This window comes from Acetobacterium wieringae, from assembly GCF_001766835.1.
GTDB classification, from domain to species: domain Bacteria; phylum Bacillota; class Clostridia; order Eubacteriales; family Eubacteriaceae; genus Acetobacterium; species Acetobacterium wieringae.
This window is the reverse complement of record NZ_LKEU01000010.1, coordinates 158,478-182,768: the sequence shown is the minus strand read 5'-3', so window position 1 is coordinate 182,768 and position 24,291 is coordinate 158,478. Positions and strand designations below refer to the sequence as shown.

Sequence of the window (24,291 nt, the reverse complement as noted above, 5' to 3'; positions counted from 1 at the left end):
GTGCGAGATCAGCAAATGGGAGATTTAAAACACACCGTATTATATGACAATCACGTCAAAGCCGGAGCCACCTTGGTAGATTTTGGGGGCTGGGAGATGCCAATTCAGTATCCCCATGGCATTGTTGATGAGCATCTCCATACCCGGATTAAAGCGGGCATCTTTGATGTTTCACATATGGCCCGCTTCATCATCACCGGAAAAGAGGCCACCGCTTTTTTACAGTATGTCCTGACCAACAATGTTTTTGCGCTGGATCTGCTTCAGGCCCAGTATACGATGATTCCCAACAAAAACGGCGGTGCCATTGATGATGCCTACCTTTACCGCTTTTATGAAGATCGCTACCTGCTGGTAGTGAATGCGGCCAACGCCGACAAAGATTGGCAGCATCTGAATAATGAAATCAAAGCCTTTGATGCCCAAATAACAGATCAATCCGCTGAGCTGGCGATGATTTCACTGCAAGGCCCGGAAGCCAAGAATATTTTAAAAAAATTGACCGGAAGCGAATTTTTGACCGAACCCCTTAAGAATGCATTGGGAATTCTTAATTACCACGGGGCCCCCCTCCTGATTGCCCGAACCGGCTATACGGGAGAACCCCTGGGTTTTGAACTGTTTGCCAAGGCGGAGCAAAGCCCGGAAATCTGGGAAAAGCTGCTGGGATTGGGTGCCATGGCCGTCGGTCTGGGGGCCCGGGATACATTAAGACTGGAAGCCGGTCTGCCGCTATATGGACACGAACTGGGACTGGATAGCGAGGGACAGGAGATTCCGATTTTCTCCTGTCCGCTGGCCAAATTTGCTGTCAGTTTTGCCGAGGATAAAGGCAACTATCTGGGCCGGGCACCACTTCGTGAACAGTATTGTGGCTTTAAGTCGATTATGGAACGCGATTTTAGTGATTTATCCAAACTGCCCAGAATTGTTAGATCGTTGGCGATTACCGGAAAAGGTGTAGCCCGGGCCGGATGTAAGGTTTTTAAAGATGGCAGGGAAGTTGGCGTGATCACCAGTGCCACCATGGTACCCTATTTAAAAGCCGAAGGCTATGGACTGGATAGCAAGATAACCGATGAAAAAGCGATGCGTGGGATTGGTCTGGCGCTGCTTGATGGAGATGTCGAAATCAACGATCCGGTGGAGGTCGAAATCCGCAACAAACGGGTTGCGGCGGTGATTGTGCCATATCATTTAAAAAGTGATGCGCCCCCGTATGCCCGCCCGATTCTTTATGGCGTGGAGGTAACAAGACAGTTTGAAAGCGCCGCCAATTATCCCGGCAAAGCCCTAAATCTGCTAAAGAAGAGCCTTGACAACACCCATCACCGGCAGTATGAAACCATCAACCTGATCCCGTCGGAACAGGCTCATTCGCCGGCGGTAAGGTTGTTATCGGTGATGGATCCGTCGTTTCGCTATGCAGAGCACAAAAAAACCAAATCGTTTTATGATTATGACGTTTTTTATTATCAGGGAACGGCTTTTATCGACGAGATTGAATACCTGCTGATGGAAGAATTCAAGCAGTACTTTAACTGTGCCGAGGTTGAAACCCGGGTAATCAGTGGTCAGATGGCCAATACGGCAGTCTTTAGTGCTCTGATGGATTACAAGAATCGGGTCAACCGCAAGGTTGAGGCCAAGCGGTTGGGTTATATCCTGAACAATCATATCATCCGTGGTGGTCATTTGAGTGCCCAGCCAATGGGCGCCCTGCATGACTATATTGCCGTCGATCCCCGGACGGAAAAAACGGCAGTTGTCAATTTCCCGGTGGAGCCGGACAATCTCTTTAAGATCGATGTCGAAGAAACAAAAAAAGTCATTGCGACGTATCGACCGGAATTAATTATCTTTGGTAAGAGCATGGTTCTGCACAAAGAACCGGTACAGGAAATACGCCAATTTATCGATGATCAGAAACTCAATGCGGTGATTATGTATGACATGGCCCATGTCCTGGGACTGGTCGGTGATCACTTCCAGGATCCCTTTAAAGAAGGGGCTGAGCTCGTGACCGGTTCCACCCATAAAACATTTTTTGGTACCCAGCGTGGGGTCATCGCCGGAAATTATGACAAGGATGATTATAAGTATGGTCTTTGGGAAACCATCGAGACCCGGGCGTTTCCGGGCAGTGTCAGCAACCACCATCTCGGCACAATGTTGGGTCTGTTAATGGCGGCCTACGAAATGAATTATTTCAAAGATGATTATCAGCGCACTGTCATTGAGAATGCCAAATATTTTGCCAAAGCGCTGGCCGAAGCTGGACTTGATGTGGCCGGCGATCCACAGATTTCCTATACCGAGACCCACCAGGTGGTGGTGAAGGTTGGCTATGGCATTGGTCCAGAAGTGGCCAGACGTCTCGAAGAAAGCAATATCATCATTAATTATCAGGCAACACCGGAGGAAGAGGGCTTTACCGCTTCCGGGGCAATCCGCATTGGTGTTGCCGAGATGACCCGCTTTGGCTTTACCAAGGCAGCCTTTAAAGAGACGGCTGAATTGATGGCCGATGTGATTCTGCGTAAAAAAGCGGTGGCGGAAGACGTTAAAAAGCTCCGCAGCCAGTTTACTACAATGAAATACTGCTTTGACGATGAAGCGATAATGGAACAGCTTGAAAAACTGAAAGCCACACTATAAAGGAGGAACATCGATGGCATCTTATTTATCAACAACCGGGGAAGAACAACAAGCGATGCTTGAAAAACTGGGTCTGACCTCCCGGGATGCACTTTTTGCGGACATCCCCGTGGCAGTCCGGCTGGACCGGGAACTGGCGTTGCCAGAAGCCCTGTCAGAAATGGAACTGATCACATTGATGCGGGAGCTGGCACAAAAAAATACCGACCTGGACAGCTGCACTTGTTTTTTGGGAGCCGGGGCGTATGATCATTTTATTCCCAGTGTTGTTGGCAGTCTGACCTCCCGACAGGAATTCTACACGGCTTACACACCCTATCAGCCGGAAATCAGTCAGGGCACCTTGCAGGCAATCTTTGAGTTTCAATCGATGATCTGTGAGTTGACCGGAATGGAGATTGCCAATGCGTCAATGTATGATGGCGCAACGGCACTGGCCGAAGCGGTGGCAATGGCTGTCAGTCAGACGGGTCGGAACGAAGTGCTGATTGCCAACACCGTTTCTCCTGAGCATCGCCAGGTGGTGCAAACCTACGCCCACTTTAAAAACGTGCGGGTAAGAGAAATTGGTTTTCAAAATGGTACCATCGATTTAAACGAGCTTGAAGCCTTATGCGGCGCGCAGACTGCTGCGGTGATTGTGCAAAGTCCGAACTTTTTTGGCGTTATTGAAGAGTTGAGCCGGGTGGCGGACCTTGCCCATCAACAAAAAGCGTTGTTTATTGCCTCTGTCGATCCCATTTCCATGGCCATTCTTAGATCTCCTGGCGAATTGGGGGCCGATATCGTGGTTGGAGATGGTCAGTGCTTGGGGAATCCGATTAGTTTCGGCGGGCCGGGACTGGGCTTTATGGCAACAACCAAGGCTCTGATGCGAAAATTGCCCGGTCGGGTGGTTGGACAAACCACTGACCATGACGGCAAACGAGCCTTTGTCTTAACCCTTCAGACCAGAGAACAGCATATCCGGCGGGATAAGGCGACGTCCAATATCTGTTCGAACCAGGCCCTGAATGCCCTGGCAGCAACGATTTATCTGACGTTACTGGGCAAGGCGGGGCTAAAAGAGGTGGCTACCCTATGCCTTCGCAAAGCCCATTATCTCCATGACAGGCTGATTGCCACCGGGAAATTTACCCCGGCCTTTACAGCCCCATTCTTTAAAGAGTTTGCGGTTATCGGCACAACCGCACCGGAAGGCTTAAACAAAGATCTGCTGGGGGATGGAATCATCGGTGGCTATGAATTAAAAAAGGCCTATCCAGAGTTTGAGTACGGCTGGTTGCTGGCGGTCACTGAAAAACGAACCCGTCAGGAAATTGATCAGCTGGTAGAAAAGGTGGTGAAGCATTGTGATTAAACAAGAAGCGCTTATTTTTGAAAAGTCGGTGCCGGGAAGAAAAGCCGATATTCTACCAACGTGTGATGTTCCCGAGCTATCCATTGATACCATGATCCCCGAAGTGCTTTTACGTGCTGAGGAAGTGGCCTTACCGGAGGTCAGCGAGATCGATACCATCCGTCACTTTACAGCTTTGTCGCAGCTGAATCACGGGGTTGATTCGGGTTTTTATCCCCTGGGCTCCTGTACCATGAAATATAACCCCAAAGTTAATGAAGCGGTGGCTCAATACCGAGGTTTTACCGGGGTTCATCCCTATCAGCCGGAGCAGACTGTTCAGGGCTGTCTGGAAGTTCTTTACCAAACCGATCGGATGCTGGCAGAGATCACCGGAATGGAACGGGTATCGCTGCAACCGGCAGCTGGTGCCCATGGCGAAATGGCGGGACTGATGATTATTAAAGCCTATCATCAGCACCGTGGTGATACCAAGCGACAAAAAATTGTCGTGCCGGATTCATCCCATGGCACCAATCCGGCTTCGGCGGCGGTCGTAGGTTTTGATGTCATCGAGGTGAAGTCCAACCAGGCTGGTGGGGTTGATCTTGAGGCATTAAAGGCGGTAATGAGTGATGAAATTGCCGGACTGATGCTGACCAATCCCAGTACTCTGGGCTTGTTTGAAAAAAACATTGTTGAAATAGCCGAGATCGTCCATCAGGCGGGGGGACTGCTCTATTATGACGGGGCCAATATGAATGCCATCATGGGCAAAACCCGCCCCGGCGACATGGGCTTTGATGTGGTACATCTCAATCTCCATAAAACCTTCAGTACGCCCCATGGCGGTGGCGGCCCGGGTTCCGGCCCGGTGGGGGTCAAAAAAGATTTGGTTCCCTTTCTGCCATGGCCAGTAGTGGAAAGCGGCACCAATGGCTATTATCTTGATGGCGACCGGCCACTGTCAATTGGTCGGGTTAAATCGTTTTATGGTAATTTTCTGGTGGTCGTTAAAGCCTTTGCCTACATCCGTTCATTAGGGGCAAAGGGACTACGGGAGGCCTCGGAAATGGCGGTACTAAATGCCAACTATATCCGGGTTGGGCTTTGTGAGGATTATGAATTGCCATTTGGAAAAACCTGTATGCATGAGGTGGTTTTTTCGGCGCAGAAGCAGGCAAAAGCGGGGGTGTCGGCACTTGATATTGCCAAGCGTCTGATTGATTTTGGCTATCATCCGCCGACGATCTATTTTCCGCTGATTGTCAAAGAAGCACTGATGATTGAACCAACCGAAACCGAAAGCAAAGAAACCCTGGATGCTTTCATTGCGGCGATGAAACAGATTGCCCGGGAAGCACAAGAAAATCCTGAAGCAGTAAAATCGGCACCCCATGATACCATTGTCGGGCGGTTAGATGAGGTTAAAGCGGTGCGCAAGCCAGTTCTTAAATTCAGTCAGAAGGTGTGATGCTTAAAAAAAGTGGTTAGGGGTAAAAAGAGATAAGAATAGCCGATGACGTCCTTGGGGATTGGTGGTTAAAAGTCTGGCTGATGCCGAAAGAGCGAGGTTGGGATGAATGTATTTGATATTATTGGACCGATTATGGTGGGCCCCTCCAGTTCCCATACGGCCGGAGCAGTGCGGATCGGAAAAATCGCCCGGGCGGTGTCCGGTGGTCAGCCGGCGATGGTGACGATTGAGCTCTATGGTTCGTTTGCCCAAACCTATAAGGGCCACGGTACCGATAAGGCAATTATTGCTGGCTTATTGGGGATGGCTCCGGATGATGAACGCATCAAAGACAGTCTGGAGCTGGCCCGGGACCTGGGCATGGCCTTTAAATTTAAAAAATCCGGCAACAAAGCGGTTCATCCCAATACGGCTCTGATTGCAGCGGTTGATTCACAGGGCAAAAAAACCATTGTCCAGGGATCATCGGTGGGTGGTGGCCGAATTATGGTCAACCGGATCAATGAGATCAATGTAAAATTTAACGGCGAATATTACACCCTGCTGGTACCCCATCATGATACGCCGGGAATGATCGCGGCAGTGACCAATTTGCTGGCTGATCAGGGGATCAACATTGCCGAGATGAACATGTATCGTTCCCAACGAGGCGGTGAAGCAATGATGGTGATTGAAACCGACCAGGCCATTAACGAAGAACTGGTCAGTTTAATTGAAGCGGTGAACTCTGTAAAAAAGGCGGTTTTAATCAAACCAATCTATTAGGAGCGAAGATGATAAGTTATGATTCTGTACAGGAACTGGCAGACAAGGCGACAAAAAAAGGAAAACCTATTTCGGCCTTGGTTCTGGCCGATCAGGCGCTGCAGATGGAAAGATCCCAGCAAGACCTGATCGAAGAAATGAATAAAAGCCTGCAGGTGATGGCCGAAGCCGCAAGTAAAGGCATAAACAGCGGGAGTAAGTCAGCCAGTGGTTTGAGTGGCGGGGATGCGCTTAAAATGAAACAAGCCATTCATGCCGGCCAGTCCCTCGGCGGGATGGTGCTCAGCGAAACGCTGGCTAAGGCCCTGGCCATTGCCGAAGTGAATGCCTGTATGGGGCGAATTGTGGCAGCCCCTACCGCTGGTTCCTGCGGGATCATTCCGGCCGTTTTGCTGACCTTGAAAGAAGCATACGATTTAACAGAAGAGCAGGTGGTGATGAGTCTTTTTACCGCCGCCGGGTTGGGTATGGTAATTGCCAAAAAAGCCAGTATATCCGGGGCTGAAGGTGGCTGTCAGGCCGAATGCGGCAGTGCCGCGGCGATGGCTGCAGCGGCAGCGGTTGAGCTGATGGGCGGTACCCCGCAAATGTGCGCCCATGCCTGTGCCATTGCCATAAAAAGCGTACTGGGGCTGGTCTGTGATCCGGTGGCCGGGCTGGTCGAAGTGCCCTGTGTCAAGCGCAATGCCAGCGGGGCGGCCAATGCCCTGATTGCTGCAGAAATGGCCCTGGCGGGTATTGAGAGTGTCATCCCGGTGGATGAGGTGATTGCCGCCATGAAAGACATTGGGGATGCGATGCCGAAAACGCTCAAAGAAACGGCAGAAGGCGGACTGGCCGACACCCCCACAGCGAAGAAAATGGCCCGGGAGATTTTCCGCTAATTCTGGCCGGGATCATTATGTGTAACGGACAAGCAGGCAATCAGATTACAACCAGACATGGCATGGATGGCGGTGTAAAAAGATTGGGCGTTTTTAGAAATAAAGAGCATTGTCTTTCATCTTTCTTTAACATCTGCTTAAATAAATGAAAAGTTACAGAGAAAGTTAAGCTTAACAATTTATAATTTGTGAAGTGAGAAAAGTTTCGACATCTTTTTTCACTTCACTATCATTGGCAGCTGTTTATAAACGGCTGCTTTTTCTTTTTTATTGGGTTGACAAACGGGTTTGATTCGTTTATGATAAACAAAATATCAAAAAGACGTTGATGCGGAATAGTAGTTGTTGGATGATTTGCAGAGATCTGCTGGGTGGTGTGAAGCAGAAATCAGAAGATGATGAACTCACCTCGGAGTTGCTTGCTGAAACAGTGCTGAAAAATCAGCAAAAAGTAGGTTAAGACGGAAGCCCACCGTTACAGGGGATGGATATCGGTTTTATTAAGCCCGTATTGAAGATTTATAAAAAGAGTGGTATAGCAGATTTTTCGTCTGTCTCGTTTGAGACAGGCGTTTTTTTATACACTAATTTTAGACGAAAAAGAATCTTCAGGGGCAGTAAAGGGTATCGATAAAGTGCATGCAGTCTTCTGTGTGAATAAGAGTGGTACCGCGGAAAGCTCCCTTTTCGTCTCTGATTGAGATGATAAGGGAGCTTTTTTTACCCAAAATTCATAAAAGGAGAAAGAGTATGTCACGAAAAATTTATGTTTTTGACACCACCTTAAGAGATGGTGAGCAGGTGCCGGGGGCCAAATTGAATCTGGCCGAAAAGCTGGAGGTGGCCCAGCAGATTGCCAAAATGAAGGTCGATATGATGGAGGTAGGCTTTCCGTCGTCATCCCAGGGGGATTTTGAGGCCGTTCGGGCGATTAGCCGAAAAATCGGCCAGGACGTCTGGATTGCGGCCCTGGGTCGGGCGGTGGAAGCAGATATTGATTGCATTTATGAGAGTATCCGGGCGGCCGAAAATCCGTTGATTCATATTGTTTTGGGTTCATCTGGTGTTCACGTCGCCAAGAAATTCAGAAAAACGCCGGAGCAAGTTATCGAGATGGGGGTTGGTGCAGTTAAGTATGCCAGTAGCCTGCTGCCTCAGGTTCAGTACTCGTTGGAAGATGCCAGCCGCTCGGAGTTTGAGTATCTCTGGCAAACCATTGAAGCGGTGGTTAAGGCTGGTGCCACCATCATCAATGTGCCGGATACGGTGGGCTTTGCCATTCCCGAGGAATTCGGTAAGCTGATTTATCGTATCAATGATCGGCTGAAAAATCTCGACCCCAAGGTGATGCTCAGTGTTCATTGTCATAATGACACCGGTCTGGCCACTGCCAATACCCTGGCAGCCGTTAAGAACGGTGCCGATAAGGTGGAATGCACTATCAACGGAATCGGTGAGCGGGCCGGCAATACCGCACTGGAAGAAGTGGTCATGGGGATTTCGCTCCACCCGGCTTATTATGGCGGACATACCACGGTGGATATGGGAAAAATCTATGAAACATCCCGGATGGTCAGTGCCACCATGGGCTTGGATATTCAGGTCAACAAGGCCATCACTGGGGAAAATGCCTTTGCTCATTCCTCGGGAATCCATCAGGATGGGCTGCTCAAATCCAAGGATGTTTATGAAATTATGGATCCACAAACCATCGGAGCACCGGCAATGGAAATTGTCCTCACTGCCAGATCAGGCCGACATGCGTTTATGCACGTCACAAAGCGTCTGGGTTTTGATATTCCTGAGGTCTCAGTGGCAGCCATCTACCAGCAGTTTTTGACGATGGCCGATGCCAAAAAAGAAATCTATGATAATGATGTGCTGACGCTGCTAAAAAACAGTGGTGTTCCCAGCAGTGCTACGAGCCCGGAATTATGGCAGCTACTTGATTATCAGCTACAGGTGACCGGAGGGTTACCAGTAGCAACAGTTAGGCTGGTAAAAGGTGAGCAGGAAGTGGTGAGCAGCCGCAGCGGATCCGGGGTTATTGATGCCCTTTATGGAGCGATTATGGAAGCTATCGGGGCGCCCATTGAACTCATCGATTACCGGATCAACAGCCTCAGTCGGGGCAAAGGGAGTCTGGGCAAGGTCACCGCCCAGATTCGCTGTGATGACCAGTTGTTCTCGGGTAAAGCCATCGAACAGGATGTGATGCGGGCCAGTGCCCTGGCGCTGATTAATGCGGTCAATAAGATGCTGCTTAAATAAATAAAAATTAACGGAAAAAATCTTATGGTAAGGGCTTAAAAAATTAACACGGGCTTATCAGCAGATGATCGGAGGCAATCAAAATGTTTGCCTCCGATTTATTCCAAAGCAAACTCAATCCCCCGATGCTCCACCGAAGTCGAAAAGACAATCAGGGTTTTAGTTCGGCCGAATCGTTGCAGTTCGCCGATGAAGCTGTCCAATTCGCTGGTGCTGGGGAAAAGAACTTCCAGTAGCATCGAATAATCACCGGTGACACAATTGCTTTCAATAACGTTGTTGCAGGTTTGAATGTAGGGATAAAACTCTTTTTTGCGGATCGGTTCAACCTCCAGATTGACAAAAGCCTTGATATGATAGCCCATTTTGATGGGATTCACTACCGCCTGATAGCCGCTAATATAATTATTCTTTTCCAGTTGTTCGATCCGGGAAGAAACCGCCGGTGAGGAGAGATAGACCTGAGCGGCCAGTTCTTTGATTGAGATCCGGCCGTTTTTCTGGAGCAGATTTAATATCTGCAGATCGATGGCGTCCAATTGTTTGTTTTTCATTATTTAGCCTCCTGAATTATTGAAAATAATTGAAAATGGATTATTGGTGTAAAATAGTCGATGTTTGTTACAATATTGTAACATAATTAAATTAAGTAAAGAAGTGAATAAACTTTTTAAATTAGGTGAATACACTTAAAATAATTAGGTATCATCGTTTTGTGTTGAGTGATTGACAATGTAAATGCTTTAAGTTTATGATTGTTTTCAGTTGATGTGCCGCAACAAATTATAAGCAGGAGACAAGTGTATGAGCGAATTCTATGATCCCTATTCGAACGTGGTAGATGTAATGACAGAGGCAATGGAAATTGGCGGGATGAATCAGTATATGTTTGATATCATCAAAAACCCCCAAAGGGAAACAAAGGTCTATTTGCCGGTAGAAATGGATGATGGAAGAGTCCAGGTTTTTGAAGGCTATCGGGTTCAGCATTCCAATATCCGGGGGCCGTTTAAAGGCGGGATCCGCTTTCATCAGGACTGTAATTTAAATGAAGTCAAGGCCCTGGCCACCTGGATGTCGTTAAAATGTGCAGTCGTTAATATTCCCTACGGTGGGGCTAAAGGTGGGGTGCGGGTTGATCCCAATACGCTTTCTCAACGGGAACTGCGCAAACTGACCAGACGTTACGCCTTTGCCATCGAACCGCTAATTGGTGCGGATATGGATATTCCAGCACCAGACGTTAACACCAACTCCCAAACCATGGCCTGGATTCTGGATACCTACAGCATGCTAAAAGGTAAGCCCTGCCCTGGGGTGGTCACCGGAAAACCCTTGGAGCTGGGTGGTTCCAAAGGACGGAATTCGGCCACTGGCCGGGGCGTCGCCATCAGTACCAAACTGATTCTGGAGCGGGATGGCAAGAAGCTTGCGGATGTCTCCGTGGCGATTTCAGGGATGGGCAATGTCGGTGGCAATGCCGCCCGGATTCTTTTTCATCGGGGCAGTAAAATTGTGGCCTTAAGTGATGTTTCGGGAGGAATTTACTGCGAAAACGGTTTGGATGCTGATGAAATATCGGAGTTTTTAGAGCTTACCGGTAAGCAGTTAAAAGATTATCAGAAAGCGGGGGTCCGTCATATTTCCCACGAAGAGGTATTGACCTGCAAATGTGATGTGCTAATTCCGGCAGCGCTGGAGAACCAGATCAATGCCGACAATGCCGAGCAGCTGCAATGTTCCTATATCATTGAGGGCGCCAACGGACCGACCAGTGTGGCCGCCGATGCGCTATTGGAAGAACGGGGCATCGTACTGGTGCCGGATATTTTTGCTAACAGCGGTGGGGTGATTGTTTCTTATTTTGAGTGGGTTCAGAATATTCAGATCTTAACCTGGAACCGGGAGCAGGTCAATAAAACCCTGGAGAAAATTATGTCAGCCGCTTTTATTGAGATTCTCGAAGAAAGTCAGCAATCCCGGTGTTCACTGCGGATGGCCGCCTATATCATCGCTCTGAAACGGTTGATCTATGCCGAAGAAATTAAAGGTATTTTTCCTTGATGGAAAAGGTTGTAGGAGCAAATGTTAAAGATTTAAATCTTTTTTCAACTTTATTTCAAGGTTCACGGATTAAATTATTAAGGTAATAACATCCACCTCACCCAAAGAAAAAACAGCGGACTTTATATCAGTCGGCTGTTTTTTCTTTTTGCAAATATTTGTCCGATCTGACAAGATTAATTTAGAATCAATAGCTAAACGTTATACTCGTTGTATGATTTTAAGAAGAAAAAACATCCAAGTGACGGCGGTGGAGCATGTTTTTTGAGATGAGAAAAAGATAGTGATTGAATGGATTGTTGTTGACAAAATAAAGAAATGAAGATAATATATTTATGAATAAATTCATAAATGAATATATTCAAGATAATTGTTAATTGCTGATTAAAGAATAATAAATTGCGAAACAGCGGGTTAAGCTCCTGCTACTTTGTAAATGCTAAGCATAAATAAAATGGAGGAGACTGAAGATGGAACAAGATAATTATAAAAATGTATGTGAATATTGGCGACTAAAGGCGCTGGAGTTTGACTATGAAGAACGTTATGCGGCCTTAGGACTGCCCGGATACAATGAAAATAATTTACCGATTACTTATTTTGGTGTCAATTACGAGATTAACCGAGTGGATGCCAGAATTCATAATCTTGAAAATCCCCAGGAAGAGGTGGATTTTTATACTCAGTCAGCTATTTATCATTTGTTTTATTTTTCGAAAGAAGCACCAAGAAATTCTGGTAATTTTATTCCTCTTCATGAACTCCGGGGTGCAGCACCATTTAGTCCGGCCTTTAAAAAATCAACCCTGATGCCTTTTGCCAAAACCTTTGAAGGGAAAACAGAGCAATTGATTGAGGTGGCAGAAAAACTGGGGTTTGAACGGTTGCCAAATTCAGACGCCGGATTTCAGGCCATGGCCTTTGTCTGTATGCCAATTCGATTTTTATTTTGGGATGGCGATGAGGAACTGCCAGCTCAGGCCACCATTCTTTTTGATGAAAAAATCACCGATTTCACGCATGAGGAAACCGTCATCGGTATTGGCGGTGATCTGGTGAATCGGCTGTTCAGTGCGGCCGGGTTAAAAAGATTAATATAGTTAAAGTAAGGATCATAAAGAGAGTCCAAGCTCATGTTTTATTGCAGTCTTATTTTGTTAAAAGTCCATCCATAAACAGCTTCAATTTATAGTTGAGGTTTTCCTCAAAAGAAATTTTTGCATGACTGGTAAGGGCAGATTTGATTAAACCCATAAACAGTTCGGTGATCATTTCAATGGGTACATCATTTCTGAAATCGCCATTTATTCGCCCTTCCTGGATTATGGCTACCAAGATATCTTTAAATTCAGTTCCATGGGGTGGCCCCATCAGAGAAAGATGGCGATTGCATAAGTTAAATAATTGCTGATTTTCTTTAAAAATTTTACCGATGGTTAACAGAATTTGAGAGATTTTTTCCGGAGGACTCATGGAAGAGCGATTCAGTTCTTCCAGGGAGTCCTTTGTTTCATCCAGATTTTTTGTCAAAACATATCTCAGAACATCTTCTTTTGAATGAAAATAATTATAAAAGGTGCCCGTGCCAATATCTGCAGCCGATGCAATTTCAGCGATGGTTGTTTCTGCAAATCCTTTTTCAATAAACAGTTTCATTGTCACATCGACGAGAGTAGTGAGTACCTGGCGTTTTTTTCGATCTCTGCGACTGATTTCTTTTTCCATAAATTTACCTTCCTAAATAGGCGTCGTGATAGACCCGATGATACTTTAGTCCGAATGATGATTCTTTGTCTAAGCTATATCCTAGCGATTTTTCATAACAAAGTCAAGAATGAACGGCAATCTGAAGAAAGATACCTTAATTAGAATGAGAGATTTACAGATTATCTGATTTGTATTACATACCAACGCAAAAACCACCACTTAATGTGGTGGCCTTGCGTTGGTAGTGTAATTGACAAATTATTGTGGATTATCTCAGTTGAAATTGATTAATCATCTGTTTTAATAAAACCGATTGGCCGGATAATTCTTCACTGGCAGCGGCACTTTGTTCGGCGGTGGCTGAGTTCTGCTGAACAACCTGGGCAACTTGTTCGACTCCCAGGTTGATTTGGGCAATGCCTGTGGCCTGTTCATTGGAGGCGGTGGCAATATTGCCAATCAGACCGGTAACTTGATCGATGCCACTGACAATTTCATCAAGTGCTGCAGCTGTTTCATCGGCAATTTTTGTTCCTTCCTGAACCTTTTGGATGGACCCTTCGATCAGTCCGGTAGTTTCTTTGGCGGCATCGGCACTGCGGGCAGCCAAGGTCCGGACTTCTTCGGCGACGACGGCAAAACCTTTGCCGTGTTGTCCGGCCCGGGCCGCTTCAACCGCCGCATTGAGCGCCAGAATATTAGTTTGGAAGGCGATATCATCAATGACTTTTATAATTTTAGAAATATCATCAGAGGACTTGTTCATGTCGATCATCGATTGCTGCATTCTGATCATTTGAGTAGTACCCTTATCAGCGTTTTCCATGACGTCAGCGGCCAATGCTCGGGCCTTATTGGCATCAACGGCATTGTGTTTCGTCTGGTCGGCGATTTCAGCGATGGATGCGGTTAACTCCTGAATCGAGCTGGCCTGCTCGGTGGAGCCCTGGGCCAAGGATTGACTACTGTCAGCAATCTGGTTGGCACCGGTATTAACTTGTTCAGCCGCATTGTTGATGTCACCAAGGAGATCATTTAACTTTTTAATAATCGCATTAAGCGAAATAGAAATGGCATTGAAATCGCCTCGGTAGACACGCATGTCATCGATGCTCAGATTGCCGTTGCCGATTTCTTCAGTCACAGCTGAAATTTCAGTTACGACCGTTCTGAAGCGGCTGCCCATGGTGTTGACGGCGGTTTTCAGGGCATCGAAACGGCCTTTATAGGTGCCAGTTACGGTGGCGTTTAAATTTCCTTCAGACATATCATCCAATGCTGCTGCCACTTCGTTAATGGGTTTTGAAATTTTTGCTAGGATTCCATTCATGCCCTTTATCAGTTTTTGCCAGGAACCACTAAAACGGGTTTCATCGGCCCGGATCTCCAGTTCACCCTGGATTGCGGCTCGGGTCAGCTGGGTGGCATCGGTGATGAGATCGCCAATGGATTCTTTCACACAGATTAAGTTCTTTTCGATGGTCATAAACTGTTCGTGGGTGGCATGGGTGTATTCATCGGGTATCTGAATGTCTAGATCAAAATCCAGGTTCCCGAGTGATAATCGTTCCAGATTTTGCTCCAAACGGAGCACTTCTTTTTTGGTGTACTGGGCGACGCTTTCATTTGGGGTGGTATCGTGAGAGATTTCCAGATAGCCGATGGTAGAGCCATCTTTATCAAGAATAGCAGCCGTGTCCATGCGATAATAGCGGCCCTTGAATTCAAAGGGGTATTCGGTTCGACCGCTTTTTTTAAAGGCGGTAACGCCACAATTTTCGGTCTTGCAGATCTCAAGATTACACTCGGAACAGGCGTGGCCATACATATCTTCCCGTTTTTTGGCGGTGCCGGTTTTTTTCATCAAGTCACCCAGCGCTTTATTGAGAAAGGTAATCTTCAAATCATTGTCAACGGCGGTAACACGGTATGGCATCGCATCCAGGATTGCGGCAAAGAAGTCTTTTTCAGAGGCCAGTATTTCGATGGCCTGATTGGTCCGGGTGATCGCATTTTTGAAATCACCCCCCAAAGCATCGGTGTGTTTCTGATCCAAATCAAATCCTGGCTTGATGCTTTCTGGCAGCATTGATAGATAATCGACGAGATTTAACATTGCGGTTTGCATACGTTGCAAACTGTTCCCCAGCAGATCTTTTTCGGATTTTGGGGTTATCGTGACGGAAAGATCACCAACACCGATCCGGCTTGTAATATCTGCCTGAGATTTAATAGTCCCGGCGATTTCTGTTAAGGTGTAACCTAATTGACCCAGCTGGTCGTGGGTCTGCGTTGCTTCAAGGTTTATGTCAACATCACCGGCAACGATGCGATTGGCAATTTTAGTTAGCTGAGTTATTTGGTTCGAGGTTTTATTAAAACCCACTAAAATCACGCCAACGATGACAAGCAATCCGAGTACATAAATCAGGATTATGCTGTTTGGGATTGTAAAATACTGGTCGAAGTTCAGGCTCAGGACATACAGTGATAAGCCAACGGTTACTAGAAAAATAAAAGCAACAGGCAAAACAACTGTCAGCAGCATCCTCGACACCAAGGTTTTTTCATACTTCATGTAATACTCCTTTGATCATAAATTAAAATGTGTTTAAACAATAATTCAGGTCATTTTTCACCACTTTTCCTTGAATGATTTTACCGCTGATCTACGTTTTGTAGATGCTGTTACTCTTCACAGCCTGGGTATTCAATCGAATCTGCTTACGTACCTCAAATATTATATCCAATCATTTTAGTAAATTCAATTTAATTTTTTGTTTTAAATGAATTTAATTCATTGTGACGTTATTGCAATGGGGAGAAGTATAATCAGAAGTGGATAAAATAGACAGCATGTAACATATTTTATGAGAATGATTCGGTAGCAGCGATCAGATTCAAAGAATCGCTGAGCAAGATATGGAAACGTCGGCAAAAAGTTGACAACTCAACGCAAAGGAATTATAATAATGTTGACAAGTCAATATTAGAAGGAGTAGGACAATTGGAAATTGAAAACATGCATTTTATTATGCTCAATAATAAAATATTTCGCAATAATCAGATTCAACTGGACAAGGTAATGAAAAAATATGGCTTAAGCAGTGGTTCAATGCCCTATCTTTTTATTCTGGAGAAAAATGAGGGTGTCAGTCTTCATCAGCTCAGCCGAAAAATCGGCAACGACAAGGCCATGACCACCCGCACGATTAAACGGCTGATTGAGCTGGAATATGTTTATAAAGTCGGTAAAGATGGGGATTGTCGGGCCTATCAATTGTATCTGACCGAAAAAGCCAGAGCCGTATTACCCAAGATGCACAGGGATATTCAGGAGATCGTGGACTTGATCTCAGTCGATTTAACCCCGGAAGAGAAGGCTGTGACCCTGGTAGCGATGAAAAAAATCTTTATGCGAACCCAGCAGCTCAGGGCCGAGGAGGAATAAATGGAAAAAAGTTATGAAAAAAATAAATGGCCGATTCTGCTGATTGTAGTGATGTCGACCTTTATGGCCACCCTGGACAGCAGCATCGTCAATGTCGCGCTGCCTCAGATGGCCCGGGCAATGGATGTCGATACCGCACAGATTCAGCTGGTGGTGACCAGCTATCTGATTGTTATTGTCGGAATTATTTTGATCTTTGGAAAACTGGGAGACATGCTGGGCAAGACCAGAATTTTCACCTTTGGTATTGCCATGTTTACCCTGGGGTCACTGCTCTGTGGGATTACCAGTTCCTTTCCGGTGCTGATTGGTGCCCGGATTGTTCAGGCGGTTGGCGCCGCTGCAACCATGGCCAATAATCAGGGCATTATCACCCAGGTTTTTCCGGCCACTGAGCGGGGCAAGGCCCTGGGTTTAACCGGCACATCCGTAGCCCTGGGATCGTTGGTTGGCCCCGGATTGGGAGGCATCATTGTCGGGGCCGCCAGTTGGGAATATATCTTTCTGATCAATGTTCCAGTGGGGGTAGTGGTTCTATTCTTTGCCCTTAAGCTGCTGCCAAGAAGTAATAAAAAAACCACAGAGCGGTTGGATGTGCTGGGGGCAGTTCTGTTCATGTTCAGTATCGTGCCCTTATTTGTGGCCCTGGGGCAGGTACCCAGTCTGGGCTTTTTAAATCCGTTGATCCTAACGGGCTTTATCGTTTCAATCCTGTCGTTTATTGCCTTTATCAGGGTCGAAAAAAAACGGGAAAACCCCTTGATTCCTTTGGCTATCTTTAAGAATAAATTATTTTCACTAAGCATCTTTTGTGCGTTTATTACCTTTGTGGGGCTTTTCTGCAACAGTATTATTCAGCCCTTCTATCTGCAGGATGTGATGATCTACTCACCGGAGCAGGCGGGGCTGGTTATGATGATTTTCCCTTTGGTTTTAACCGTTCTGGCACCACTCAGCGGTCATGTTTCTGATAAAATTGGCTCAGAATTGTTAACCTTCATCGGTCTGTTGCTGATCAGTCTGGGTTTATTTTTAATGGCGACCCTGACGGAGCAGTCTTCCCTGATGACCATGGTTATTTTTATTGTCATCTTATCAGTGGGGATGGGCTTGTTTCAGTCGCCAAATAATTCCCTGATCATGTCGACGGTAAGTAGACATCAGTTGGGGATTGCCGGGAGCATCAATGCCCTGGTAAGGAATATGGGGATGGTTTGTGGGATTGCATTGGCAACCACCTTGCTTTATGGCAGCATGAGCGGGGAGTTGGGCTACCGGGTCACCGATTATGTGGTTGGCCAAAATGGCGCCTTTATTAATGGTATGCAAATCGTTTATACGACAGCGGCAGCGATCTGTCTGTTTGGCGCGGTATTAACGCTATTGCGGCTGATTGGTAAAAAGTCCCGGGTACGGGAGGAAGCGATGGTTCCAGACAAAGAGATGCGGCCAAGTCAGGACTGAGTCAATAATGGATAAGAAAAACAGCGGGTTTGGGTTGACCGCTGTTTTTTTCATTTCTTGTGCTTTGTTAGTATTTAAAGTATAATTCATCTTAAATAGTAGGGACATCTTCCGCGTGCTTATGGGTTCGAATCCAAGTGGGATAATCGTACTTTTGATAAAGGCCATATCAGACAAGTGATCCAGATCAGGAGGTCTAAAAAGCAAAATGATTATTAAGTTTGTCAGTATTTATCTATATATTGGGGTTTTATTGCTTTCCTTTATGTTTATCAATTCGTTTGTCCGGGGTAAATCAAGCTATGCTAAAGCCTTTGGAGCACTCAGTCTGACCTTGCAGATTTATCTGCTGGGGTATCTGGTGGAAATCAATGCCAGCTCACTCCAGGATATGTATTTCTGGAATCAGGTGCAATATTTCGGGATTCCGTTTTTTCCGGCGTTGTGGTTAATGGTGAGCATGTTGTACACCGGCAAGGGCAAATTCCTCCAGGGATTTGGTGGTCTGGTGGTCTTTGCGATTCCGATTTTCACATTTCTGCTGCGCCTATCCAACGACTGGCATCATTTATATTACAGCCAAATTGGGATTCATCAGTTTATGGGGGTCAACTACATGCTCTTGATCAAGGGCCCATGGTATTATATTCAGACGGCCTATGTGCTGATTACCTTGGTTTTATGCACCTGGTTTTATGTTCAGCGTTTTCGAAACAGCACGGGTGATGAAAGAATCCAGTTCAGACTACTGCTGCTGGCTTCGGTATTGCCATATCTGGCGTTGCTGTTGGTGACGGTGAATCTTTTCGGCATCGGGATTGACTATACGGCATTGATTTTGCCGCCCTGCGTATTGTTAATCAATTTATCCTTAACACGGTACAATTTTTTAGAAATTAAAGATCTCGCCCGGGAACGAGTTTTTGAGGATAGCAGCGCTGGTCTGATTTTAATGAATCGTTTTTATCGGGTTGTCGACTTTAACGAAGCCAGCATCACGTTTTTTAGTTGGTTCAATGCGTCGCTAAAAGAAGACCAATTGGAAATTCTGTTGGCGAAACATCCGGATTTGTGGGAGCGTATCAAGAATTCGGAGGATCAGGTTTGTCATTTCAGTGTTGCCAAAGAAGACCGTTATGTTAACATCAACACCCGCAGTATTCAAAACAAAAAAGAAACTGTTGGTCATCTGATCACCTTTGAAGATGTCACGGAGCGGGAAAGTTTGAAACAGCGGCTGACAGAAATCGCCAATACTGATGAACTCACCGGTCTCAATAATCGACGACGCTTTAGGGAGTGTGCCGAAAAGGCCGACCAGCAGGCCCGATCCGTCCAGGAAACGTTGTCAGTGCTGATGATGGATATCGATTTTTTTAAGAAAATCAACGATTCGTATGGTCATCATGGCGGCGATGCCGTACTTCGAAATTTTTCAGCGATGCTTAAGGAGGCCTTCCGGGGTACCGACATTGTCGGCCGGATTGGCGGAGAAGAGTTTGCGGTTGTGTTGTTAAACACCGATGCTGAAAAGGCCTATGCAAAAGCTGAGGATTTCCGGAAAGCAGTGGCACAAAAGACCACGATATTTGGAGAAAAATGCATCACGGTGACAGTCAGTATTGGCGTGGCAGAACGTGATCAGACAACCACTGATTTTGATGCCCTGATTAATCACGCCGACCACGCCCTCTATCAGGCCAAGCACTCGGGAAGAAACCGGACAGTTATCGCCCATTGAGACAAAAACGCTGTTTTTAAATTCGTTTCGGCTAATAAGTTGAACGATGAAAAATCGATTACGTATTGAATAAAAGAAAAGAGGAGAACAATGAAAAAATCAGTCATTACGCTATTGCTTGTTTTTGTGTTGGCCATGGGGGCATCGGCGTTGCTGCCAAAGACGGCTGATGTGACGGATCTTGCGACGATCAAGGTTGGAGTTCTGCTTCCGGAAACCGGTACCTGGAAGGCCACCGGGACGGCTGCCAACAAAGCCCTTGAGGCAACACTGCCGTATGTCAACCGCTACCTCGCCGACCAGGGCCTAAAAATTGAGCTTGAAATCCGTGACACCCAGAGTGATCCGGGCACCGCGCTGGCAGAACTGGAAAACCTGAAAAATTCCGGAATCACAACGGTAATCGGTCCGATGATCAGTGAGGAAGCCTTGGCGGTGCTGGACTACGCCAATACCAATGGAATGCTGCTGCTCAGTCCGTCGGCAACGGCCAGAGAACTGTCATTGTCGGATCACTTCTTTCGAATGGTTGGTACCGACAAAAGTCAGGTTGATGGTCTCACCCGGATCATTAAAAATGGCCAGCAGATCGACAGTCTGATAACGATCTTTGTTGATGACACCTATGGTCGGGGCTATAACGATTATCTGAATGAAATGGCTTTTGCCCAGAACATAGAGGTTCTTGGCTCAGTGGCGATTACCGCTGAGAGCGCCAAAAATCCCACCGTTTCTGAGACAATTAAGTCATTGGCAGCCGGAGCGAGCAATACGTCGACGGCGGTGGTCGTGGTGGCGCCCAGCCAGATGGCGGCTGATTTGATTGTCAATCTATTAGATGATCAAAAGCTATCGGCAATGAAATGGTATGCCAGCGCTGATATTATCGGTAATCAGACAATTGTTGAGAACCAGAAAGTGGCGGCTTTTCTGGAACAAACAGCAATGGAGGGGTTAACCCTGGGAGATCAGGGCATTGATCTTGATGCCCTGCCTTATCTGCGAGCCCGGCTTGATGGTGCCAGTGACGATTCCCCTTATGCAATCACAACCTGGGATGCCTTATGGCTGTTGGCCGATACCTACGGCGTGGTTGGAGCAAACCCCGAGTATGAGGTTTTAAAATCCGGATTGGTAACCCAGGCGGCAAACTTTCGAAATGCTTTTGGCTCCTTTAACACGATGGACGAAAATGGTGATACCAAGGGCTCAAAGTATATGCGCTATGTTTGCATCAAAGAGGGTGATGCCTACCGCTGGAAGTGTATGGGCCATGTTGTCAGCCTCGGAGCCGGCGAGCCGATTGTTCAGACGATTGAAGAAAAAATTTCGCCAATTGGTGGCGAAGTCAAAATAGGCGCATTATTGCCGCTAACGGGAAACCGGAGTGAGAATGGTGAAGAAATAAAAATGATCCTTGAATATGCGGTGGATCAGTTTAACAATTATGCAAAAAGCCGCAACACGGATTTAAGCCTGACTCTTATGGTCGAGGATACAGGCAGTGACAATGCTCAGGCCGTTGCGGCAGCTAAGACCCTGACGGCGCAGGGAATAAATAGTATTATTGGACCAATTAACAGTGCTGAGTTAGAGGCTGTTAAGCCGGTGTTTGATGCAGCCGGAATTACTGCCATTTCACCGCTCTCATCAAGTATGGCACTGGCTCAGACCGATCGGCTCTATCGTCTGGTGCTGAATGACGGGGTTGAGACCAAAGCGCTGTCGACGCTGTTAGCCCAGCGGGGGATTGACGAGCTGATTATCCTTTATGCGGATGACAGCTATGGCCAGGCGATGGTCAATCAGATGAAAGCCGGTTTTGCCGGTGAGGTGGTAGCCCTTGGTTACGATGCCACCAATCCGGATCTGGCCATGCCGGTATCGATGGCAGAGGCGGCACTGGTAACCAGTGATCCAGCTAAAACGGCGGTTCTGACGGTTTCGTACAATGAAGTGGTGGAGCTTTTTAAAGCGTTGCCAAAAGACAGTAACTTACGTCAGCTTAAATGGTACGGTACCGACAGTTCGGCTTCGTCAAAGGCCCTGCAAAATGATTCGGAGGCTGCCGAAACGGCTGCCCAGCTTGATTACACAACAATTGATTTTAGTCCCTATGGGGATAAGTTTGATCCTCTTTATTACGTTATCAACGACGAACTGGAAGTTGACGGCCCGCTTAAGGAAAGTCTGATCAGCTCCTTTGACGGGATTTGGTTACTGGGTTGTGCCTATCTTCAGGAAGGCAGTAACGTAAGTCCTGAGGTACTTAACGGATATCTTGCCAAAGCTGGCTTTCATGGTCTTGGTGGGGTGCTCAAACTCGATCGGAATGGCGACCGACAGATCGGTTACTATAAATTCTATCATCTGATGCCAGCAGCGGAGGCATATTATTGGGAAAATAATGGCCTATACAGCCAGGATCTGCTGAAGCCAGGCGTGCTGGAGATGAAATAGCCGTCAGCACCGACACGATTTAAAAACGTTGGCTCCTTCGATTGACCAGATCACGTTATCAAGAAAAAACCGTCTCCAGGAGCGCTTTTGTGGGCGCCTGGAGACGGTTTTTTAATTCTTGGTGTGGTTTTGTGGCTGTTGGCCGGGCGGATGCATAATTTTCCGGCAATGTTTAATGACAAAACAGTTATAAGTAATCATATGGAGCCGATGGCGGCTAACCCTTCTTTTTCTGGCAGGTTTTACAATAATAGGTTCCCCGGCCACGAACCATTTCTTTGGTGATGGTTCCCTGACATACCGGGCAGATTTTTTGGGTATGGACGTTTAACTGCAGCTGAAACAAACCGGTAATGCCATTGGCATCAAAGGAATGAATGGTGGTGCCGCCCTGGGCGATGGCCTGTTCCAAAATTTCCCGGGATATGGTGATTAACTCGGCCACCCGCCTTTTACTGAGACGTTTTCCCGGGGTACGGGGATCGATTTTAAGCGTAAAACAGATTTCATTGGCGTAAATATTGCCGATTCCAGTCATAATGGTTTGATCCAATAGCAAGGTTTTAATCGGCAGATTGCTCTTATGTATTTTGGCATAGATCGTTTCAGGATCGGCATCCCAGGGCTCGGGGCCAAGCTTGGCAAGCGGTAGATCCTGACGATAGGTGTCTTTGTTGACCAGTTCCAGACGACCAAATTTACGGGTGTCCTGATAACGTAATTCAGAGCCATCACGAAAGATAAAGCTCAGGTGTTCATGCTTGTTTAGCGGCGTTGATGCGTCGACGATATTATACTTGCCTTCCATTCGCAAATGAGAAATAAAGGCATCACGATCCAGAATAAAGATCAGATATTTTCCGATCCGATCAATATCGCAGATGGTTTGGCCGGTTAAGGTGTTGGCAAAATGATCGGAATCTCCGGTGACAATCGGATCATAATAAACCTGGATTTCTTTAATTGTTTTGCCAATAATAAAATTCTTAAGCGTTTGGCGGACGGTTTCGACTTCTGGTAGTTCGGGCATAAGATTCACCTGCTTTAATGGATTTTGACGTACTCATCATGAGTATACACCAACGAAAACCATTGCGGCAAATGAAAAAAGAAATATGACGAAACAGCCCCAATTATAAATGGCTCCAGGAAACCGCTAAGGATTGACAGCAGGGGTTTATCATGATAACATAACACTGTTATCTAAAATAGTTAGACTAAAGGTGCAAAATGGGGAATGAAACAGAAACACGAGAACGATTGTTAGAAGTTGCCAAGGATGAGTTTCTTGAATTGGGCTACGAAAAAGCGTCAATGCGAAAGATTTGCAAAAAAGCCGGGGTTACAACGGGAGCCTTGTATTTCTTTTTTAAAGATAAGAACGATCTGTTTGCGGCATTAGTTAAAAAAGTTGCTGATGAAATAAAAATGATCATTATCCATCATACTGAAAAAGAGCAAGCTATTTATGTGGAGGCAAAAACGACCCCAGAGGCATTAATTGCCGATGGGATAGAGCAGGGGCGAGAGTTTGTAACCTATATGTATGCCAATAAAGAGGCGTTTATTTTACTTCTCAGTAAAGCCAATGGATCAGCATATGAGAATTTCTATGATGAACTGGTCGACTTAATGGAAAAAAACACGTTGCAATTTTTAGATCACATAAGTTCTGAAAATGAAAAAGAAAATGAGATCAATCCCTACACCATGCATTGGCTGGCGCATCTGGAGACGTCGTCCTTTGCTCAATTGCTGACCCACGGATTGACTTTAGAAGAAGCCTTAATTCAAGCCGAGGTCATTGCCAAATACCTGACCGGAGGTTGGCTGGCGATACTAAAAAAGTGATTTGATGAAATTTTAAATAAAGAAAAATACGATTGAATTCGAATCCGGAATTCAATTTTATTTTTTAGATTAAACATAACACTGTTATGCTACGCAAACATCAAATTGTTTTGGCTAATCTACAATAATAAGTTTCAGAAAAGCCATTGATATTTAAAA

General features: G+C 46.2%; 17 protein-coding genes and 1 other annotated feature. Of the genes, 13 read left to right on the top strand and 4 right to left on the bottom strand.

The genetic code is table 11. The features are described from left to right. Positions 1–15: 15 nt before the first annotated feature. From gcvT to ACWI_RS01325, 6 genes are all read left to right on the top strand, one after another. Positions 16–2,658, top strand: coding sequence for a glycine cleavage system aminomethyltransferase GcvT (gcvT, locus tag ACWI_RS01350; protein WP_070369631.1), 2,643 nt, complete (start codon positions 16–18; stop codon positions 2,656–2,658). 13 nt (positions 2,659–2,671) lie between these two features. Further along, complete coding sequence (gene gcvPA / locus ACWI_RS01345; RefSeq protein ID WP_070369630.1) at positions 2,672–4,018, top strand: aminomethyl-transferring glycine dehydrogenase subunit GcvPA; 1,347 nt, start codon at positions 2,672–2,674, stop codon at positions 4,016–4,018. Continuing rightward, on the top strand, positions 4,011–5,471 hold the full coding sequence (gene gcvPB / locus ACWI_RS01340) for an aminomethyl-transferring glycine dehydrogenase subunit GcvPB (RefSeq protein WP_278278265.1): 1,461 nt from the start codon (positions 4,011–4,013) through the stop codon (positions 5,469–5,471). The genes gcvPA and gcvPB overlap by 8 nt, the downstream gene beginning before the upstream one ends. 105 nt (positions 5,472–5,576) lie before the next feature. After that, positions 5,577–6,239 (top strand): L-serine ammonia-lyase, iron-sulfur-dependent subunit beta, encoded by a 663-nt coding sequence (gene sdaAB / locus ACWI_RS01335; protein WP_070369628.1) that lies wholly within the window; start codon positions 5,577–5,579, stop codon positions 6,237–6,239. An 8-nt stretch (positions 6,240–6,247) separates the two neighbouring features. After that, positions 6,248–7,123 carry an L-serine ammonia-lyase, iron-sulfur-dependent, subunit alpha gene (gene sdaAA / locus ACWI_RS01330; protein ID WP_070369627.1) on the top strand — a complete coding sequence of 292 codons (876 nt, stop codon included), beginning with the start codon at positions 6,248–6,250 and terminating at the stop codon, positions 7,121–7,123. A 316-nt stretch (positions 7,124–7,439) separates the two neighbouring features. Further along, positions 7,440–7,821, top strand: a binding site (T-box leader). A gap of 52 nt (positions 7,822–7,873) precedes the next feature. Then, on the top strand, positions 7,874–9,394 hold the full coding sequence (locus ACWI_RS01325; protein WP_070369626.1) for a 2-isopropylmalate synthase: 1,521 nt from the start codon (positions 7,874–7,876) through the stop codon (positions 9,392–9,394). A 98-nt stretch (positions 9,395–9,492) separates the two neighbouring features. Here ACWI_RS01325 and ACWI_RS01320 read toward each other — a convergent pair whose 3' ends face one another. Beyond that, positions 9,493–9,933: an Lrp/AsnC family transcriptional regulator gene (locus tag ACWI_RS01320; protein ID WP_070369696.1), complete on the bottom strand. Its 441-nt coding sequence runs from the start codon at positions 9,931–9,933 to the stop codon at positions 9,493–9,495. A gap of 265 nt (positions 9,934–10,198) precedes the next feature. Between ACWI_RS01320 and ACWI_RS01315 the strand changes: the two genes are divergently transcribed. Both ACWI_RS01315 and ACWI_RS01310 read left to right on the top strand, forming a co-directional pair. Further along, complete coding sequence (locus ACWI_RS01315; RefSeq protein ID WP_070369625.1) at positions 10,199–11,458, top strand: Glu/Leu/Phe/Val family dehydrogenase; 1,260 nt, start codon at positions 10,199–10,201, stop codon at positions 11,456–11,458. Positions 11,459–11,928: 470 nt separating this feature from the next. Next, positions 11,929–12,558 carry a DUF3786 domain-containing protein gene (locus tag ACWI_RS01310; protein ID WP_070369624.1) on the top strand — a complete coding sequence of 210 codons (630 nt, stop codon included), beginning with the start codon at positions 11,929–11,931 and terminating at the stop codon, positions 12,556–12,558. A gap of 49 nt (positions 12,559–12,607) precedes the next feature. Here the strand turns inward: ACWI_RS01310 and ACWI_RS01305 are convergent, their stop codons facing one another. Beyond that, positions 12,608–13,183 carry a TetR/AcrR family transcriptional regulator gene (locus ACWI_RS01305; RefSeq protein ID WP_070369623.1) on the bottom strand — a complete coding sequence of 192 codons (576 nt, stop codon included), beginning with the start codon at positions 13,181–13,183 and terminating at the stop codon, positions 12,608–12,610. Positions 13,184–13,433: 250 nt separating this feature from the next. Then, on the bottom strand, positions 13,434–15,743 hold the full coding sequence (locus ACWI_RS01300) for a methyl-accepting chemotaxis protein (protein ID WP_070369622.1): 2,310 nt from the start codon (positions 15,741–15,743) through the stop codon (positions 13,434–13,436). Between the two features lie 429 nt (positions 15,744–16,172). Here ACWI_RS01300 and ACWI_RS01295 point away from each other — a divergent pair, with 429 nt between their 5' ends. From ACWI_RS01295 to ACWI_RS01280, 4 genes are all read left to right on the top strand, one after another. Further along, complete coding sequence (locus tag ACWI_RS01295; protein ID WP_070369621.1) at positions 16,173–16,616, top strand: MarR family winged helix-turn-helix transcriptional regulator; 444 nt, start codon at positions 16,173–16,175, stop codon at positions 16,614–16,616. After that, positions 16,617–18,080, top strand: coding sequence for an MFS transporter (locus tag ACWI_RS01290; protein ID WP_070369620.1), 1,464 nt, complete (start codon positions 16,617–16,619; stop codon positions 18,078–18,080). 208 nt (positions 18,081–18,288) lie between these two features. Beyond that, positions 18,289–19,821, top strand: a complete 1,533-nt coding sequence (locus ACWI_RS01285; RefSeq protein WP_070369619.1) for a histidine kinase N-terminal 7TM domain-containing diguanylate cyclase — start codon at positions 18,289–18,291, stop codon at positions 19,819–19,821. A gap of 90 nt (positions 19,822–19,911) precedes the next feature. Beyond that, the gene (locus ACWI_RS01280) at positions 19,912–22,281 is read left to right on the top strand and encodes an ABC transporter substrate-binding protein (protein WP_070369618.1); all 2,370 of its coding nucleotides are present in this window, start codon (positions 19,912–19,914) and stop codon (positions 22,279–22,281) included. Positions 22,282–22,498: 217 nt separating this feature from the next. On the opposite strand, the gene mutM is transcribed toward ACWI_RS01280, so the two are convergent. Next, positions 22,499–23,311, bottom strand: a complete 813-nt coding sequence (gene mutM, locus ACWI_RS01275) for a DNA-formamidopyrimidine glycosylase (RefSeq protein WP_070369617.1) — start codon at positions 23,309–23,311, stop codon at positions 22,499–22,501. Between the two features lie 200 nt (positions 23,312–23,511). Here mutM and ACWI_RS01270 point away from each other — a divergent pair, with 200 nt between their 5' ends. After that, positions 23,512–24,132 carry a TetR/AcrR family transcriptional regulator gene (locus ACWI_RS01270; protein ID WP_070369616.1) on the top strand — a complete coding sequence of 207 codons (621 nt, stop codon included), beginning with the start codon at positions 23,512–23,514 and terminating at the stop codon, positions 24,130–24,132. The last annotated feature ends 159 nt before the right edge of the window (positions 24,133–24,291 follow it).